At 76.4% G+C, this 17,271-nt stretch carries 14 protein-coding genes and 1 pseudogene; 2 read left to right on the top strand and 13 right to left on the bottom strand.

Features of this window, described 5'->3' with window-relative positions; all coding sequences use genetic code 11:
- Positions 1-4: 4 nt before the first annotated feature.
- The 11 genes from K7640_RS21885 to K7640_RS21835 form a co-directional block, all read right to left on the bottom strand.
- Positions 5-2,344, bottom strand: a complete 2,340-nt coding sequence (locus K7640_RS21885; RefSeq protein ID WP_222956753.1) for a hypothetical protein — start codon at positions 2,342-2,344, stop codon at positions 5-7.
- Positions 2,344-3,510 carry a glycosyltransferase family 4 protein gene (locus K7640_RS21880; RefSeq protein WP_222956752.1) on the bottom strand — a complete coding sequence of 389 codons (1,167 nt, stop codon included), beginning with the start codon at positions 3,508-3,510 and terminating at the stop codon, positions 2,344-2,346. Before K7640_RS21880 ends, K7640_RS21885 begins: the two co-directional genes overlap by 1 nt.
- On the bottom strand, positions 3,507-5,204 hold the full coding sequence (murJ, locus tag K7640_RS21875) for a murein biosynthesis integral membrane protein MurJ (RefSeq protein ID WP_222956751.1): 1,698 nt from the start codon (positions 5,202-5,204) through the stop codon (positions 3,507-3,509). Before murJ ends, K7640_RS21880 begins: the two co-directional genes overlap by 4 nt.
- 1 nt (position 5,205) lies before the next feature.
- The gene (locus K7640_RS21870) at positions 5,206-6,072 is read right to left on the bottom strand and encodes a hypothetical protein (RefSeq protein WP_222956750.1); all 867 of its coding nucleotides are present in this window, start codon (positions 6,070-6,072) and stop codon (positions 5,206-5,208) included.
- 61 nt (positions 6,073-6,133) lie between these two features.
- Positions 6,134-7,072, bottom strand: coding sequence for a copper transporter (locus K7640_RS21865; protein WP_222956749.1), 939 nt, complete (start codon positions 7,070-7,072; stop codon positions 6,134-6,136).
- Positions 7,073-7,099: 27 nt separating this feature from the next.
- The gene (gene steA / locus K7640_RS21860) at positions 7,100-8,278 is read right to left on the bottom strand and encodes a putative cytokinetic ring protein SteA (protein WP_222956748.1); all 1,179 of its coding nucleotides are present in this window, start codon (positions 8,276-8,278) and stop codon (positions 7,100-7,102) included.
- Positions 8,279-8,398: 120 nt separating this feature from the next.
- Entirely contained in the window at positions 8,399-10,156 is a 1,758-nt protein-coding gene (recN, locus tag K7640_RS21855; protein ID WP_222956747.1) for a DNA repair protein RecN, read from the bottom strand.
- 106 nt (positions 10,157-10,262) lie between these two features.
- The gene (locus tag K7640_RS21850) at positions 10,263-11,147 is read right to left on the bottom strand and encodes an NAD kinase (protein ID WP_222956870.1); all 885 of its coding nucleotides are present in this window, start codon (positions 11,145-11,147) and stop codon (positions 10,263-10,265) included.
- A 2-nt stretch (positions 11,148-11,149) separates the two neighbouring features.
- A complete protein-coding gene (locus K7640_RS21845; protein WP_222956746.1) occupies positions 11,150-12,004 on the bottom strand; it encodes a TlyA family RNA methyltransferase in 855 nt (284 codons plus the stop codon).
- Between the two features lie 21 nt (positions 12,005-12,025).
- Positions 12,026-12,295, bottom strand: coding sequence for a hypothetical protein (locus tag K7640_RS30880; protein ID WP_222956745.1), 270 nt, complete (start codon positions 12,293-12,295; stop codon positions 12,026-12,028).
- Positions 12,296-12,323: 28 nt separating this feature from the next.
- On the bottom strand, positions 12,324-12,851 hold the full coding sequence (locus tag K7640_RS21835; protein WP_222956744.1) for a hypothetical protein: 528 nt from the start codon (positions 12,849-12,851) through the stop codon (positions 12,324-12,326).
- Between the two features lie 113 nt (positions 12,852-12,964).
- Between K7640_RS21835 and K7640_RS21830 the strand changes: the two genes are divergently transcribed.
- On the top strand, positions 12,965-13,300 hold the full coding sequence (locus K7640_RS21830) for an SCP2 sterol-binding domain-containing protein (RefSeq protein WP_222956743.1): 336 nt from the start codon (positions 12,965-12,967) through the stop codon (positions 13,298-13,300).
- 13 nt (positions 13,301-13,313) lie between these two features.
- On the opposite strand, the gene K7640_RS21825 is transcribed toward K7640_RS21830, so the two are convergent.
- Positions 13,314-14,333 (bottom strand): HAD-IIA family hydrolase, encoded by a 1,020-nt coding sequence (locus tag K7640_RS21825; protein WP_222956742.1) that lies wholly within the window; start codon positions 14,331-14,333, stop codon positions 13,314-13,316.
- Positions 14,334-14,784: 451 nt separating this feature from the next.
- A pseudogene (locus tag K7640_RS21820) lies at positions 14,785-15,481 on the bottom strand (hypothetical protein); the annotation flags it as partial.
- On the opposite strand from K7640_RS21820, the gene K7640_RS21815 reads away from it, so the two are divergent.
- A partial coding sequence (locus K7640_RS21815) for a hypothetical protein (RefSeq protein ID WP_222956741.1) occupies positions 15,437-17,271 on the top strand: 1,835 nt, incomplete at its 3' end. The pseudogene K7640_RS21820 and the gene K7640_RS21815 overlap by 45 nt on opposite strands.

The raw sequence follows: 17,271 nt of genomic DNA, 5'->3' as shown, positions 1-17,271 counted from the left end.
CGGCTCAGCCGGCCGTGACCTCGGTCGATGCCCGCCGGGCCTGGTGCGGCACCGGCCCGTCGGCGGGGTCGGCCCCGTCACCGGGCCCCGGACCGGCCGCGCCCGCCGCGTCGTCCGAGACCGGCCCGCCGGGACCGGCGTCGTCCGGCGCCGGCCCGCCGCCGGGCCGCCGCTGTCCCCCGGGCCGGCCGTCGGGCGCGTCGTCCGGGCCGCCGCCCGGCACGTCGTCCCAGGGCCGGCCGGTGCCGGGCTGGGTGCGGTCGGTGGAGTGGTCGAGCACCCGCAGCGCGGCCAGCGCCGCCATCGGCACCACCAGCGCCGCCGCCGCGCCGGCCACGTCCAGCGCCACCCCGCCCAGCACGCCGCCGATGCCGGCGGCGACGCCGGTGCCGGCCATCGCCGCCCGGACCGCCGGGTAGATGCCGAACAACCGCATCAGGCCGCCCCACGGCTGGAGCAGGGCCAGCCAGACCAGCGCCGCGCCGGCCAGCGCGATCACCGTCAGCGGGCTGTTCACCAGGGTCTCGAAGTTGGCGCTGCTGGACCGGTTCACCGTCAACCCGCCGGTGCCGTCGCCGAGCGCGGCCAGGAAACGGCCCAGGCTGCCCCGCTCGTACTCCGGCCGGCGCAGGTCCACCGTGGCGAAGCCGATGGTCACCGCCAGCCCGGCCATGGTGGCCCAGACGAACCGGCTCACCGTCAGCCAGCCACCGGCGCTGATCGCGGCGGCGACGCTCACCCCGGCGGTGAGCGCGATCGCCCCGATCGAGTCGGCGCCCAGATACGGGCTGCCCACCACCACCACCGCCAGGCCACCCACCAGCACCATCACCGCCGGCCGCCAGCCGCGCCGGAACCGTTGCGCCAGCCAGCCGGCGCTGAGCAGCGCGCCGGCCAGGAACACCCCCAAACCCACCGTGCCCAGCCCGGCGTACCGGCCGCCCTGCAACGCCGAGTAGCCCACCACCCCGTTGAGCTGCAACCGGGCCCCGGTGAGCACATCCGCGCCGACCGCCAGGGTGGCCAGGCCGGCCACCGCGCCGAGCGGTCCCAGCGTCCCGGCGTACCCCGGCGCGATCCGCACCAGGGCCGTCCCGCCACCGATCAGCAGCACCGTCACCAGCGCGAAGTACCCGCCCGCGTGCTCACCCCGCCACCACGGCACCGCGTCGGCCAGCAGGGCCGCCGGCACGGCCAGCGCGGCGGCGATCAGCAGCAGCTCCACCGCGCCGACCACCCGCGGCGACACCGGCTCCGGGCCGTACGGGCCGGCGTGCCGGCGGGCGCGGCGCAGCAGTGGCAGCACCGCGACGGCGAGCGCCACCTGGGCAACCGCCAGCAGGGCGAAGAACCACCCGGCCACCCGGCGCTGGGCGCCGGCCTCCCGGTCGGCGTCCGCCGTCGCCTCGATGTCGGCGGCGAGATCACCCGGGCGCTCCCCCACCGACTGGGCGGGCCGGCCGACGAAGAGCCGCTGCGGCAGCGGGCGGCCCAGCGCGGTGAGCGCGGTGGGCGCCAGATCGGCCAGTTGCAGGTAGCCCTCCCGGCCGGTGCTGGCCGAGGTCAGCCAGCCCCGCTCCCAACCCGGCCCGTCGGCGACCGCCACGTGCAGCCGGGACGTCTCGTCGGTGTCGGAGATCCCGGCGAGCAGCACCAGCGACCGGGGCGGGCGCGCGGCCAGCACCCGGGCCAGTTGCTGGTCGGCCAGGCGCGCCGCCTCGGCCCGCCCGGCCGGGTCGGTGCCGCTGACCGTGCCGAGGTCCACGATGCTGAGCACGCAGGAGCCGAGCAGCTTGGCCGGGTCCTTCGGCAGCGCCGACGCGTACCGGTCGACCCGGCCGAACGGCCGGGCCGCGGCCACCGCCGCGCCGGGGCCGACCGCCACCGAGCAGCGCACCGACTCCGCCAGCGAGCCCGGCACCGCGCCCCAGGGCAGCCGGTCCTGGTTGTGGGCGACCACCCCCTCCTGCTGCGGCAGGTTCGCGCCGATGCCGTCCGGCTGTTCCACGGTGACCGCACCGGCCGGGCAGCCGCCGGCCGGGCGGGACCCGTTCCAGGCGGCGAAGTTCCCGGCGCCCAGGGTCAGCCAGCCGTCCACCGGGCAGGTGGGCCGGTGCGCGGACCGCACCGACAGCGACCCGATGGAGCCCTGCTCGGCCATCCGCCACAGCGTCGGGGTGGTCTGCGGGTCGACGTCTTCCCAGCGCAGCCCGGCCACCCCGGCCAGCACGACGAAGTCGGCCGACCGGCGCGGCGCGGTCTGGTCCGGCCGGGCGGCCAGGGCGGTGATGCCCAGCGCCACCACGACCAGGGTGAGCAGCACCGGGGTCAGCCTGCGCAGCATCAGCGCTGCCCCGTCGACGGGGCGCCGGCGTCGGGCCGGGCCGGGCCGGAGCCCGGCGGGCTCAGCTCGGCGTAGAGCGCGGCCAGCGCGGCGACCGTGTCGGCCTCGGTGGGCCAGGCCGCGGCCCGCTCCACGCCCCGCCGGGCGAGTTCCGCCCGGCGCGCGTCGTCGTCCAGCAGGCCGCGCACCGCCGCGTCGACCGCGTCGACGTCACCGGGCGGGACCAGCACGGCGGCGTCGCCGACCAGCTCCGGCAGGCCGCCCACGTCGGTGGCCACCAGCGGCACGCCGGCGCGCAGCGCCTCCTGCGCGAACAGCTGGCGGGCCTCCCAGTCGCTGGTGACCAGGGCCAGGTCGGCGCCGGCCAGCAGGTCCGCGACGTCGGTGCGGTGCCCGAGCAGGGTCACCGGGGCGCGGGCCGCCGAGATCCGGGCGGCCAGCGGCAGGTAGGCGGGGCCGCTGCCGGCGATCACCACCACCGGCGCGGGCCGGCGGGTACGCCAGCGGGCGGCGGCGTCGACCAGCACGTCGTAGCGCTTCTGCGGGTGCAGCCGGCCGACCGACAGGATCAGCGGCTGCCCGGCGGCGACGCCGAACTCGGCGCGGACGGCGGTCCGGCGCCGGCGCGGCGCCGGCAGCGTGGGCGCGGCCACCGGCGCGAGCCGGGCGTCGGGTGCGCCCAGCGCGGCGGCCCGGGCCACCAGGTCGGCGGAGGCTCCCAGGGCGATCGTGGCCGACCGGGCCACCACCCGTTCGGCCAGCCGGGACAGCTGGCCCCGCAGCCCACCGGCCAGCACCGCGTTGTGCCAGGTCACCACCAGCGGGACGGCGGGCCGGGCGAGCACGGCCACCAGCCCGGCGCGCAGCCCGTGCGCGTGCACCACGTCCACCTTCGCGTCGGCGAGGGCCCGGCGCAGCGCGGCGACGGCCCGGGCGTCGGCCGGGGTGGGGCTCGCCGGGATCTCCACCGGGACGAACCGGGCGCCCGCGCCGGTGAAGTCGAACTGTTCCTGGGTCGCGGCCGGCCCGCAGACCAGCACGGACGCGCCGGCCTCGGCGAGGCCCCGGGCCACCGACCGGACGTGCTGGCCGACCCCGCCGGTGCTGGAGGCGAGGACCAGGGCCACCGAGCCGGGCCACCGCGGTGCCGACGAGGCGTCCGTCATGAGGAAACGGTCTCCTTTCCGTCGCCCCGCTCGCCGGGGTGCTGGTCCGCCCGCGGGCCGTCGGCCCCGCCGGCCGGTCGCCGCCGGCGCAGCCGGCGGGTCACGGCCGCGAGCAGCGGCCGCACGTCGCGGGCGTCGGTCAGCCAGGCGACGGCGAGGAACAGGACGCCGGCCACGACCCCGGACAGCATGCCCTGCGCGAGGGCCTGGAGTGTCGTCGGGGTCCCGTCGCCGAGCCCGCCGAGGCCCCGGGCGGTGGCCACCCCACCCGCCGCGGCGACGGCAGCCGCCAGCAGCCCGGCGGCGCCGGCCCGCCCGATGCCGGCCAGCGCCTCCGGGCCGGCGGCGCGCCGCACGGCGGTGACCAGCAGCGCGCCGAGCAGCAGCATGCCGGCCGAGGTGGCCAGCGTCACCGCGAGCACCCGGTCGGCCAGCGGCAGCACCCGGCCGAACAGGAGCGCGAGGGCGGGCACGCTCAGCCACCCGCACGCGGTGGCCAGGGTGGCCGCGCGGGTCTCGCCCCGGGCGTAGAGCGCCCGGGTGAGGACCGCGAACAGGCCGTAGCCGACCAGGCCGGGGGCGAAGCCGGCGATGCCGACCGCGGCGGTGCGCGCGTCGACCGGGTCGGCGAAGAAGAAGTGCCCGACCGGGATCGCGGCGCCGACCAGCGCGGCGGCGCCGAGCAGGCTGAACAGCACGACCCCGCGCACCGCCGGGGCCAGGGTCTCGCGGTAGGCCCGTTCGTCGCCGCTCGCCCGGGCCGCCACCAGCGTCGGGTACGCCGCCACCGCCAGCGGCACCGCCAGCACCGACCAGGGCAGGAAGTAGATCGTCTGGGCCAGGTTGTAGACACCCACGTCGGCGGTCCGGCCGTAGGTGACCTGGTTGAGCGTGACGACCAGGGCGATCTGCTGGGCCGCCACCGTCACCACCCCGGCGACCACCAGCCCGCCGACCCGGGCCCGGGCGTCGGCCGGGAACCGGTAGCCCGGCCGGGGCCGCAGCCGCAGCCGGCGCAGCGGGATCAGCAGCGACAGGGAGAGCACCACGACGCCGAGTGTGGTGCCGCCGGAGAGCAGCAGCTCACCGCCCCGACCGACCTCGCCTATGCCGGCCAGCCGCCCCTCGACGGCGGTGAAGCACAGGTAGACCGCGATGACGGTGACGCTGGACAGCAACGGCGCGAGGACCGGCCAGGCGAACCGGCGGTGCGCCTGGAGGACGCCGGTGAGCACGATGCCCACGCCGTAGAGCGGCAGCTGGGGCGCGAAGACCCGCAGCATCCGCGCCCCGGCGGCCTGCTGGACGTCGCTGAGACCGTGCCCGAGCAGGCCGGTCAGCGGATCGGCGAGCAGCGCGACCAGCACGGCCAGCGGGATCAGGAGGCTCAACGTCCAGGTCAGCAGCGCACCCGTGGTGGCGGCCACGGCCCGCCGGTCGCCCACCTCGACGGCACCGGCCAGCAGCGGTACGACGAGGCTGGCCAGCGCCCCACCGGCGACGATCTCGAAGATGAAGTTCGGGACGTAGTTCGCCACCAGGTAGGCGCCACCGAGGTCGGTGGGGGCCAGCGTCCAGGTGAACACGGCGGTACGGCCGAAGCCGGCGAGCCGGCTGACCACGGTGAGGACGGCGATGAGGGCGGCCGCCCCGGCGACGCGGCCGGCGGCGGCGAGAGGTGCCGGTTTCGTCACGTCAGTCGGCGAGCCGGCCCAGCTCGTCGAGGTGCCGCAACCCCGGGGTCCGGTGGATCACCTGGGTGAAGCTGACCCGCTCGCTGGCGGCGGTGAGGCCGGCCAATACCGCGAGCACGCCGGCCCGGCCCAGCGGCCCGCTGCGGGCGGCCAGCGACACGCCGAGCAGGGCGCCCAGCGCGTTGGCGCCGCTGTCGCCGAGCATCACCGTCTCGTCGAGGTCGTCGCGGAGCAGGCCGGCGGCGGCGCTCGCCGCCCCGACGGCGATCCCGCCGTGCGGGCCGCCGGCCAGCGGCGCGCCCAGCAGCAGGCCGGACTTCAGCGCCCGGCCGGGGCGCAGGTCGAGCAGGTTGAGCAGGTTGGCGGTGCCGGCCACCACGCCGGCGCCGAGCAGGACGTCGACGGCGCGGCCGAGTCCGCCGTGCCGCTGCCGGCGCGGATGGGCGGCTACCCGAGGGTCGGCGGCGAGCAGGGCGGCCGCGCCGAGCCCCGCCGCGCCCACCCCGGCGATCTTGACCAGTCCGGCGGTGACCCGGCCCTCGCGCAGCGCGGCCAGGTGCCCGGCGAATCCCTTCGCGGCCTTCTGCTCCGGCCGGGCGCCCACCACGTCGTCGTAGAGCCCGACCGCGCCCGCGCCCAGCCCGGCGACGAGCGCGGCCGCCCCGGCGGCCCCGCTGCCCGCGCCCACCGCGGCCGCCCCGGCGCCGCCCACGGCCAGCGCCGGCCCGGCGGCGAGGGTGACGGTACGGCCGCGGAAGTTCGTCCGCTCCAGCGCGGGCGCCACCGGTGCGGTGCGCACCTCCCGCAGCACGTACCGGGCGGCGACCGCCCCGGCCCCGGCGGCCAGCAACCGACCCCACCTGCTCACGCGAGCCCTCCGATCCGGACCCGGGGCGCGCGGGGGCGCGAACCGGGCGTCCGCCGTTGATTCACTGGGGCAGTTTAGGCAGGATCGCCGCCGCGCTGTCGCCCACGCCGTAGTGGCCGGCCTTCTTCTCGGTCAGCTGCTGCACCAGCGCCAGGGTGGTGACCAGCTGACCCTGGACGGTGTTGGCGTTGTCGACGGTGGAGATGGCCTGGGCCAGCACCGGGTCGCCGCGGACCACGGCCACCACGTTGCCGCCGGCGGAGCCGTTGCCGCCGACCACGATCGAGCCGGTCCGGTCGAACTGCTCGGCCACCTTCACCACCGACTCGTCCTTCTTGACCGAATCCTTGTCCACGTACGGCTGGCCGCTGACCAGCACGACCGCCTCGGCGGACTTGGTCACCCGGTCGTCGGTGGTCAGGTAGCCGGCGCTGGAGTAGGCGCCGAGCACCGACCGCCGGTCGGGTTCGCTGACCGGGGCCGCGCCGGCCGCCCGGTCCAGCAGGACGCTGGCCAGCAGCGCGCTGGAGGTCTCCACCCCGTGCCCGTTGCCGGGCAGCCCGGAGGCGGGCGCGGTGGGTCGGGCCGCGGTGACCGCCAGCTCCATCAGGTTGCTGTTGTTGTCCGGGTTGATGAACTTCTCCTGCAGCTCGACCCGGGCGGTCACGTCCGCCCCGGCCAGGTCCAGCATCTTGACCACGCCGTCGGTGTGCTGCCGCCCGCTGGGCAGGCTCAGCACCAGCACCCGCTTGCCGGTGAGCTTGCCGGGCAGGACCACCTGGGCGATCTCGGCCGCGAAGTCCTCTTCCGAGTCCAGTTCCTTCTGCAGGTTGTTGACCGACTGACGCATCTGCTGGTTGTCCTTGCGCAGCAGGTTGACGTTCTCCCGCAGCGAGTCGGCCACCGGGCCGTTGAGCGCCGCCGTGCCGACCACCAACCCGATGGCCAGCGCCAGGAAGACCGCGGTCAGGGACACCACGTGGTACCGAAAGTTGATCACGCTTGCAGCCTCTTGATCGTCGGGGAGCTAGAAGAGCTGGCCGAGCCGGAACACGAAATTGTCCCACCACTCCGAAACCACGCCCAGATACGCCTTGCCGACGGTGGAGACGGCCACCGCGGACGCCATCGCGGCGACCGCGGACAGCACCAGCAACAGCAACGAGGAGCCGGAGATGCTCTGCCGGTAGAGCCGGCTGACACCCTTGGCGTCGACGAGCTTGCCGCCGACCTTGAGCCGGGTGAGGAACGTCGAGGCCATGCCGCCGCGCCCCTTGTCCAGGAACTCGACGAGCGTGGCGTGCGTGCCCACCGCCACCAGCAGCGACGCGCCCTTCTCGTCGGCCAGCAGCATCGCCAGGTCCTCGCTGGTGGCCGCCGCCGGGAAGGTGATCGCCGGCACGCCGAGCCCGTTCACCCGGGCCAGGCCCGGGGCCCGACCGTCCGGGTACGCGTGCACGATCACCTCGGCGCCGCAGCGCAGCACGTCGTCGGTGACCGAGTCCATGTCGCCGATGATCATGTCGGGGGTGTAGCCGGCCTCCACCAGCGCGTCCGCGCCGCCGTCCACGCCGATCAGCACCGGCTTGAACTCCCGGATGTAGGGCCGCAGCACGTCCAGGTCGGCCTTGTAGTCGTAGCCCCGGACCACGATCAGACAGTGCCGGCCCCGGACCTCGGTCTCGATCTCCGGTACGCCGACCCCGTCCAGCAGCAGGTCCCGCTCCTGCCGGAGGTAGTCCATGGTGTTGGCGGCGAACGCCTCCAACTGCACGGACAGGCCCTCCCGGGCGTCGGCCATCGACTTGGCCACCGACTCGGCGTCCTGCAGCGCGCCGTGCGCCACCGGCTCCTCGCCGACGAAGACCGTGTTGCCCTCGATCCGCACCTGATCGCCCTCGCGGACCTGCTCGAAGACGCACTCCCCGAGATCGTCGAGCAGCGGGATGCCCGCCTTGACGAGCACCTCCGGGCCGAGGTTGGGATAGCGGCCGGAGACCGACGGCTTGGCGTTGAGCACCGCGGCGACGCCGACGGCGACCAGCGAGTCGGCCGCCACCCGGTCCAGGTCGACATGGTCGATGATCGCGATGTCCCCGGGCCTCAGCCGCCCGACCAGGCGCTTCGTCCGGCGATCGAGGCGAGCGGTGCCGGCAACTGTGCCCGGTTCCGCATTCCGGGTCCGGCGCAACGTGGGTAGACGCATCGTGACCATCCTGGCATGTTGAGGCAGGCATTTCTGTCGCGACATGCCTGAGCAGGGCCGCCTACCCAGGGAAGCACACTCCGAGCACAAGCCGGTGTGCTTGCGCTCACAAAGCCGGGCTCACGAACGCCTTTCCTTCGCCGCCACGGCCAGCAACTCCTCCGCATGCGCGATACCCAGATCCGAATCCGGCAAACCCGCCAGCATGCGCGCCAACTCCCGGGCCCGCTCGGTGTCCTCCACCACCCGCACCCCGCTGGTGGTCACCGCTCCCCCGGTGTCCTTGGCCACCACCATGTGCCGGTCGGCGAACGCCGCCACCTGCGGCAGGTGGGTGACCACGAGCACCTGGTGGCTGCGGGCCAGCCGGGCCAGCCGGCGCCCGATCTCCACCGCCGCCTGACCACCGACCCCGGCGTCGACCTCGTCGAATACCAACGTCGGCGGCCCCCCCGACCCGGCGAAGACCACCTCGATGGCCAGCATCACCCGGGACAGCTCGCCACCGGAGGCGCCCTTCTGCAGCGGCAGCGACGGCGCACCGGGATGGGCCAGCAGCCGCAGCTCCACCTCGTCGCCGCCGTCCGGGCCCACCCCGACCTCGGCACCGTTGACCCGCAGGGCCGGCTCCGCCCGGCCGGCCGCCCGGGGCAGCACCGCCACCTCGATCCGGGCATGCGGCATGGCCAACCCGGCCAGCTCCACCGTCACCTGCTCGGCGAAGCGCAGCGCCGCCTCCTGTCGGGAGGCCGACACCCGGCCGGCCAGCTCGGCCACCTCGGCGGCCAGCCGCTGACCCTCCCGGTCCAGCTCCTCCAGCACGTCGTCCGAGGTGTCCAGATCGGACAGCCGGGTCCGGGCCCGCTCCGCCCAGGCGATCACGCCGTCCACGTCGTCGGCGTACTTGCGGGTCAACGCCCGCAACGCCGCCCGGCGCTCGTAGATCGTCTGCAACCGGGCCGGATCAGCGTCCAACCCCGCCAGGTATCCCGACAGCTCGGCCGACACGTCCGCGACCAGGGTGGCGGCCTCCTCCAACCGGGCCGCCAACTCACCCAGCGCGGGATCCGTGCCGGCCTGGGCCTCCAGCGTGCGGCGGGCCGTGCCCAGCAGCACCGTCGCGTCCGGCGTGTCGTCGGTCGCCTCCACCCCGCCGGCCACGCACTGGTGGGCCAGCTGCGCCGCCGTGCGCAGCCCCTCGGCGTGCTCCAGCCGCTGCGCCTCCGCCTTGAGGTCGTCGTCCTCGCCGGGCTGCGGGTCGACCCGGGTGATCTCGTCCAGGCCCAACCGCAGCAGGTCGGCCTCCTGGTGGCGCTCCCGGGCGTTGCGCCGCCGGTCGGCCAGGTCGTCCACCACCGCCCGCCAGCGGGAATACACCTCCCGCAGCGCGTCCAACAGCTTCTCGTGCTCCGCGCCGGCGAACCGGTCCAGCGAGGCCCGCTGCTCGGCCGGCCGCAGCAGCCGCAGCTGGTCGGACTGGCCGTGCACCGCCACCACCTGCTCGCCGACCTCACCGAGCATCGACACCGGCATCGACCGGCCGCCCAGGTGCGCCCGCGACCGACCCTCCACCGTGACCGTCCGGCTCAGCAGCACCGCACCGTCCTCGTCCGGCTCGCCACCGGCGTCGGTGATCCGGGCGTGCACGGTGTCACCGACCCGGCCGCGCAACCGCAGCCGCCCCTCCACCACCGCCCGCCCCGGTTGCGCCCGGACCCGGCCGGCGTCGGCCCGACCACCGAAGAGCAGGCCCAGACCGGTGACCACCATGGTCTTGCCCGCGCCCGTCTCGCCGGTGATGACGTTCATCCCGCCGGTCAGCGGGAGCGTGGTGTCCTCGATGACGCCCAGTCCGGTGATGCGCAGCTCTTCCAGCACAGCAACCGACACTAGACGCGCCCTGGGACAGTTGACCAGCCGGCACGGCGCCCCCGGCCCGCCCGACAGCGCCACCGGCGGGCCGGCCGGACCGGCGCCACGGCGCTCACCTGCGGCTGCCGCGCCAGCCCTGCACCGGCAGGTCGAACTTGGCGACCAACCGGTCGGTGAACGGGCGGGGCCGCAGCCGCACGATCCGCACCGGCAACGCCCCCCGCCGCACCGTCACCCGCGCCCCCGGCGGGAGGTCGTACACCCGGCGGCCGTCACAGCAGAGCACCGCCAGCGTGGTGAACGGATCCACGGTGATGACGAAGGTGGACGTCGGCGCGGTCACCAACGGCCGGCTGAACAGCGCGTGCGCGCTGATCGGCACCAGCAGCAACGCCTCCACCTCGGGCCAGACCACCGGCCCCCCGCCGGAGAACGCGTACGCCGTCGAGCCGGTGGGGGTGGCGCACACCACGCCGTCGCAGCCGTACCGGGACAGCGGCCGGCCGTCCACGTCGACGAGCAGCTCCAGCATCTGGGCCCGCTCGCCCTTCTCGACGCTCACCTCGTTCAACGCCCACGACTCGATCGTCGGCCCGCCCTCGAACTCGGCGGTGACGTCCAGCGTGAGCCGCTCGTCCACGGTGTAGTTGCGCGCCACCACGTCCCGCACCGCCGAGTCCAGGTCGCCGATCTCGGCCTCGGCGAGGAAACCCACCTTGCCCAGGTTGATGCCGAGCAGTGGCGCCTTCGCCGGCCGGGCCAGCTCCGCCGCACGCAGGAACGTGCCGTCGCCGCCGAGCGCGAAGACGATCTCCGCGCCCTCGGCCGCCTCCGGACCGGTCACCGGCACCGCGCCCGGCAGATCCAGGTCCTCGGCCTCCTCCGCCACCACCCGCACCTCGAAGCCCGCGGCGGTCAGATCCCTCGCCACCGCCCGCGCGTGCTCGGTGCTGCGCCGACGGCCGGTGTGGGTGACCAGCAGCGCGGTCCGCTCCACGGTCAAGGGGCCATCTCCTCCGTGTGTGTCGGGGCGCCGGACGCGCCCCGGCCCTCGGGGCCGGCCGCCACCACCGCCCGCACCCGCTGCGGGTCGGCCGGCGGGGCGCCCCGGCGTAACCATACGAAGAACTCGACGTTGCCGCTCGGCCCCGGCAGCGGGCTGGCCGTCACGTCGGCCAGGCCCAGCCCGAGCGTCGCGGCGGCGGCGGCCACGTCCAGCACCGCCTCCGCGCGCAGCTCCGGATCGCGCACCACCCCGCCGGCACCGACCCGCTCCCGACCCACCTCGAACTGCGGCTTGACCATCAGGGCCAGGTCGCCGTCGGCGCGGGTGCAGGCCGCCAGGGCCGGCAGCACCAGCCGCAGCGAGATGAACGACAGGTCGGCCACCGTCAGGTCGACCTCGCCACCGATCAGCTCCGGGGTGAGGGTACGCACGTTGGTGCGCTCGAAGACCCGAACCCGCTCGTCGGTGCGCAGCGCCCAGGCGAGCTGGCCGTAGCCGACGTCCACCGCCACCACCTCGGCCGCGCCCGCGCGCAGCAGCACGTCGGTGAAGCCGCCGGTGGACGCACCCGCGTCCAGGCAGCGGCGACCGGCGACGGCGAGCCCGCCCGGGGCGAAGGCGGCCAGCGCGCCGGCCAGCTTGTGGCCGCCCCGCGAGACGTACTCCGAGGTGGGGTCCGCGCCGGTGACCAGCAGCGGGTCGGCGGGGTCGACCATCGCAGCGGCCTTGCGGGCCGGCACCCCGCGCAGCTGGACCCGGCCGGCCTCGACCAGCGCGGCGGCCTGCTCCCGGGAACGGGCCAGACCGCGACGGACGAGTTCGGCGTCGAGCCGGTTGCGACGTGCCATGGGTGGTGGTTCTCCGGTCGGTCAGGCCTGGTCGATGCCGGCCAGGGTCTCGCGCAGCGTCTCGTACGCCGCCTCGTACTGGGCGATCTGGTCCGCCGGGGACAGTGCCTCGGCGTTCGCCATCGCCCGCACCGCGGCGTCCACCGCCGGATGCCGGGCGTCCTCGAACTCCGTCGGCGCGGTGCCGGGAGGCGGGCCGGGACGCGCCGCGGGGGGCGGCCCGGGCCGGGGGCCCGGCGACGGCACCGGTCGCCCGCCGGGCGGCGGGCCGGGACGGTACGGGCCGGTCACCGGCGGCCTCGCCGGCGCGTCGAGCCGGTCACCGGGCGTCCCCGGGCAGCCGCGGCGCGGCCGGGGCCTTCCGCACCGGCGCGGCCGGCTCGGCGGCGCCCGCCGCCGGGCCCGCGGCACGGGTCACCACGCCGGGCGCCTTCTTCGCGACCGCCTTCTTCGCCACCTTCTTCGCCACGGCCCGGCCCGGTGCCGGCGCACTTGGCACGGCGGGGGCGGCCGACGGGGGCGCGGTCACCGCCGCCTCCGGCCCGCCCTTGGCCTCGCGGAGCTGGCGCTCCAGCTCGTGCACCCGGCGGGTCAGCTCGGCGACCTCGTCCGCGGTGGCCAACCCCACCGCGCCGAGGGCCCGGTCGACCTCGAACCGGACCAGCTTGGTCAGCGCCTCCCGGTTGGCCAGGCCGGTGGAGACCAGCTCCTCGGCCAGCGCCTGGAGCTGCGCGGCGGTGGCGCCGCCCGAACCGACCATCCGGCGGACGACGTCCTGGGCCCGCCTGCGGGGCGTTTCGGTCAGGCCCATGGCCAGCTCGAGGTAGGCGCGCCACGCGTCCTGCATGCCTGAGTCCTTCCGCGGGGTGGGTTGTGCTGGTGTCACGCTACCGGGCCGGGCTGACGGTCGGCGTGCGGTACGGTGCCGGGAAACGGCGTGGCGCGTGGTGAGGAGACGATGTGGCCAGCGTGGACGAGTGCCGGCAGGCGTTGCGGGATCTGGCCGCCCGGCTGGACCGGCACGCCGACGTGCAGGACCGGATCGACCTCGACCGGACCCTGGCCTGCCGGGTCACCGACCTGGACACCGCGTTCCACGGGCGGATCACCGGCGGTCGCCTGGTCGAGCTGACCGACGGGGACGACCCGAAAGCCAAGATCGTCCTCAGCACCACCAGCGACGACCTCGTCGCCCTGGTCCACGGTCAGCTCGACGTCACCAAGGCGGTGGCCGCCCGGCGGGTCTCGATCAAGGCGAACCCGTTCGACCTGATGAAGCTCCGCAAGCTGCTCTGAGCCCGGCCCAGGCTCAGGCCGGCAGGCCGAGGGCCGCGAGGGCTTCCTCCGCCGCCTCCGACGCCGGTCGCACCAGCGTCGGCTCCCCCGCCGCCGACCAGGCCGCCGCGCAGAGCGCGGCGAGGGCGTCCAGCGGGCGGCCGGCGCCGGCGAGTTCCAGGCCGCCGCCGGTCCCGACGACCGACCAGCCCGGGACCGACCCGGCCGGCACCCGGACCACCGCCGCCGGGTCGAACAGCCCGGCGAGGTCCAGCGCCACGTACGTCGGCCGGCGCTCCTCCGGGGCGGCCAGCAGCTCCGGTACGTCGCTGACCCCGGTGAGCACCAGCAGGCTGTCGAGTCCGGCCCGCCGGGCGCCCTCGATGTCGGTGTCCAGCCGGTCCCCGACCACCAGCGCCCGCCCCGCCCCGGCACGGCGCGCCGCGGTGGCGAACAGCGCCGGCTCGGGCTTGCCCACCACCACGTCGGGCTCCCGCCGCAGCGCGGTGACCAGCGCGGCGACGAGCGAGCCGTTGCCGGGCAGCGGACCGCGGTCACTGGGCAGGGTCCGGTCGGTGTTCGTGGCGATCCACGACGCGCCGGCCCGGATCGCCACCGCCGCCTCGGCCAGCTCCGTCCAGCCGACCCGCGGGCCGTAGCCCTGCACCACGGCGGCCGGGGCGTCGTCGGCCAGGCTGACCGGGGTCAGCCCGGCGGCGCGGACCTCCGCGCGCAGCGCCTCCGCGCCCACCACCAGCACCTTGGCGCCGGCGGGCAGCCGGTCCCGCAGCAACTCGGCGGAGGCCGCGGCCGAGGTCAGCACCTCCTCCGCCCGGGCCGGCACACCCATGCCGGTGAGCAGCTCGGCGACCTCGCTGGAGCGCCGGGACGCGTTGTTGGTCGCGTACGCGACGCCCCGCCCCTCGGCGTGCAGCCGGCGTACCGCCTCGACCGCGCCGGGGATCGGCCGGTCGATCAGGTAGATCACCCCGTCCAGGTCGAAGACGACCAGGGTGTACCCGTCGACCAGCCGGTCCCCCGCGTTCCCGCTCATCGCTGCGGCGAGTCCGTTCCGCGCACGTCCGCGACCGGCTCGGTCACGCCGCCCGCGTCGCCCGGCTCGCCCGCGTCGGTCGACTCGACCGCGGCACCGGTGGCCACGGGGCCGGTCGCCTCCGTCGCGGCGGCCGACGGTGCGGTCCGGTTTGCCACGGCGGTCGCCGCGTCGTCGGTCAGCTCGTCGCCGGTCCGGCCGTCCGCGTCCCGGTCGTCGTCCCGGACGAGGTCGTCCGCCGCCAAGGGCTCCCGGTCGATGCCGGTGTCGGTGTCCTCGTCGTCCGTGAGGTCGTCCGCGTCGCCGTCGTCGTCGTCCGCGTAATCGTCTTCGTCGTCCGCATAATCGTCGTCCGCGTCAACGTCCGCGTCCGCGTCCTCGTCGTCCGCGTCAACATCGTCGTCCGCGTCGACATCTTGCGCGACTTCGTCGGCGTCGGCGAGGTCGTCGGCGGCGTCCGTGTCCGGCCGGGTCGGCACCGCGCCCGGCGTACCCGGGCCAGCCAGCTCCTCGACCGGCTCGTCGTCCTCGTCGTCGCCCTCGATCACCACGCCGTCGAGTTCGAGCAGCCGCTCCGCCGCGTCGGTCTCGCCGTCGGTGTCCACGTCCGCCGCCCGGGAGAACCACTCCCGGGCCTCCTCGCGCCGGCCGACGGCGAGCAGCGCGTCCGCGTACGCGTAGCGCAGCCGTGCCGTCCACGGCTCGGCCGTGTCGGCGGTCAACTCGCGGACCTGGAGCATCGCCACGGCGGCGTCCTTCTGGCCCAGGTCGCCCCGGGCCCCGGCCGCCACGATCAGCAGCTCGATGGCGACGGCCTGGTCGAGCTTGTCCCGGTCGGCGCCACGGAACAGGTCGATCGCCCGCTCGGGACGGCCCAGCGCGCGCTCGCAGTCCGCCAGCACGGCCAGGTGGCTCTGCAACCCGGTCATCCGGTGGTACGTGCGCAGCTCGGCGATGGCCGTCTGCCACTCCCCCGCGTGGTACGCGGCCAGCCCGACCGCCTCCCGCACCGAGGAGATCCGCGAGGCGAGCCGCCGGGCGGCCAGCGCGTGCGCCAGCGCCTCCGCCGGGTCCTCGTCGATCAGCTGACCGGTCGCCACCAGGTGCCGGGCGACGGTCTCCGCCACCGGCTTGTTCAGGGAGAGCAGCTCGGCGCGGACCGCGGTGTCGAGGTCGCTCGCCACGATCTCGTCGGGCAGCACGGGCGCGGCCGGGCCGCCCTCGGTGCCCTCGGCCCGGTCGTCCCGTCGGTCCCGCTGCGGACCGGCGCCGTAGCCGCCCTCGCCGCGACGGTCGTCGAAACCCCGGCGGTCGGCGCCGCCGCGCTCGGTACGCGGCCGGTCCGGCCCACCCCGGAAGCCGCCCTCGCGACGCTCGCCGTCCCGGCGGTAGCCGCCCTCGCGGGGCCCCGACCGGAAGCCGCCGTCACGATCGCCACCCCGGAACCCGCCGTCGCGGCGCTCACCGCCCCGGTAGCCGCCCTCCCGACGGTCACCGCCCCGGAAGCCACCCTCGCGCGGCGCGTCGCCGTCCCGGCGGAAACCGCCCTCACGACGGTCGTCACCACGGAAACCCTCGCGGCGCTCACCGCCCCGGAAGCCACCGCCCTCGCGGTCACCACGGGGGCCGCCCTCGCGACGATCGCCGCCGCGGAAGCCGCCACTGTCGCGGCCGCCACGGGGGCCGCCCTCACGGCGGTCGCCGCCCCGGAAGCCACCCTCACGCGGCGCGTCGCCGTCCCGGCGGAAACCACCCTCGCGCGGGCCCGAGCGGAAGCCGCCCTCACGACGGTCGCCACCGCGGAAGCCACCCTCACGCGGCGCGTCGCCGTCCCGGCGGAAACCACCCTCGCGCGGACCCGAGCGGAAACCACCCTCACGGGAGCCGGAGCGGAAGCCGCCCTCACGGCGGTCACCGCCGCGGCTGTCGTCCCGCCGGAAACCGCCCTCACGACGGTCGTCGCCCCGGGCGCCGCCCTCACGGCCACCGCGGAAGCCGCCATCGCGATCGCCACCGCGGAACCCGCCGTCGCGGCGCTCACCGCCCCGGAAACCGCCCTCACGCGGCGCGTCGCCGTCCCGCCGGTAGCCGCCCTCACGGGGACCGGAGCGGAAACCACCCTCACGACGGTCGCCGCCACGGTTGTCGTCCCGGCGGAAGCCGCCCTCACGCGGACCCGAGCGGAAGCCACCCTCACGACGGTCCCCGCCCTCGCGACGGTCACCGCCCCGGAAGCCACCGCTCTCACGGTCACCACGGGGGCCGCCCTCACGGCGGTCGCCACCGCGGAAGCCGCCCTCGCGCGGCGCGTCACCGTCCCGGCGGAAACCACCCTCACGGGGACCCGAGCGGAAGCCGCCCTCACGACGGTCGCCACCCCGGAAGCCACCCTCGCGCGGCGCGTCACCGTCCCGGCGGAAACCACCCTCACGGGGACCCGAGCGGAAGCCGCCCTCACGACGGTCACCGCCACGGAAGCCGCCCTCACGACGGTCGCCGCCCCGGTAGCCGCCCTCGCGCGGCGCGTCGCCGTCGCGGCGGAAGCCACCCTCGCGCGAACCCGAGCGGAAACCACCCTCGCGACGGTCCCCGCCACGGGAACCACCGTCGCGGCTGTCGTCCCGCCGGAAGCCGCCCTCGCGGGGGCCGGAGCGGAAGCCGCCGTCCCGGCGGTCGCCGCCCTCGCGGGAACCGCCGTCGCGGCGGTCGCCGCCGGCGCCGCCTCGCTGGCCACCGAAACGGTCGTCACGGCTCCCGCGGTACGGCGGACGGTCGTCGCGTCGGGCGTCACCACGCCCCTGCTGACGGTCGCCACGGTCCTCGTAACGACGGGGGCGGTCGCCGCCCTGCGGTCCAGAACTCACCGGTACATCCTTCCTCATTGCGTCGCCAGGACGCTAACGCAGTCAAGGGCCGCCCCTGACGGGCGGCCCTTGAC

This window comes from Micromonospora sp. PLK6-60 (assembly GCF_019890675.1).
Classification (GTDB): domain Bacteria; phylum Actinomycetota; class Actinomycetes; order Mycobacteriales; family Micromonosporaceae; genus Micromonospora.
Note: the sequence above shows the minus strand (reverse complement) of the source record. Positions and strands in the feature narration are given on the sequence as shown.

Bases quoted from the DNA above. Each gene is read 5' to 3' on its own strand.
- K7640_RS21885 (WP_222956753.1), bottom strand. From the start codon at position 2,344: ATGCTGCGCAGGCTGACCCCGGTGCTGCTCACCCTGGTCGTGGTGGCG.
- K7640_RS21880 (WP_222956752.1), bottom strand. From the start codon at position 3,510: ATGACGGACGCCTCGTCGGCACCGCGGTGGCCCGGCTCGGTGGCCCTG.
- steA (WP_222956748.1), bottom strand. From the start codon at position 8,278: ATGCGTCTACCCACGTTGCGCCGGACCCGGAATGCGGAACCGGGCACA.
- K7640_RS21845 (WP_222956746.1), bottom strand. From the start codon at position 12,004: ATGGCACGTCGCAACCGGCTCGACGCCGAACTCGTCCGTCGCGGTCTG.
- K7640_RS21835 (WP_222956744.1), bottom strand. From the start codon at position 12,851: ATGCAGGACGCGTGGCGCGCCTACCTCGAGCTGGCCATGGGCCTGACC.
- K7640_RS21825 (WP_222956742.1), bottom strand. From the start codon at position 14,333: ATGAGCGGGAACGCGGGGGACCGGCTGGTCGACGGGTACACCCTGGTC.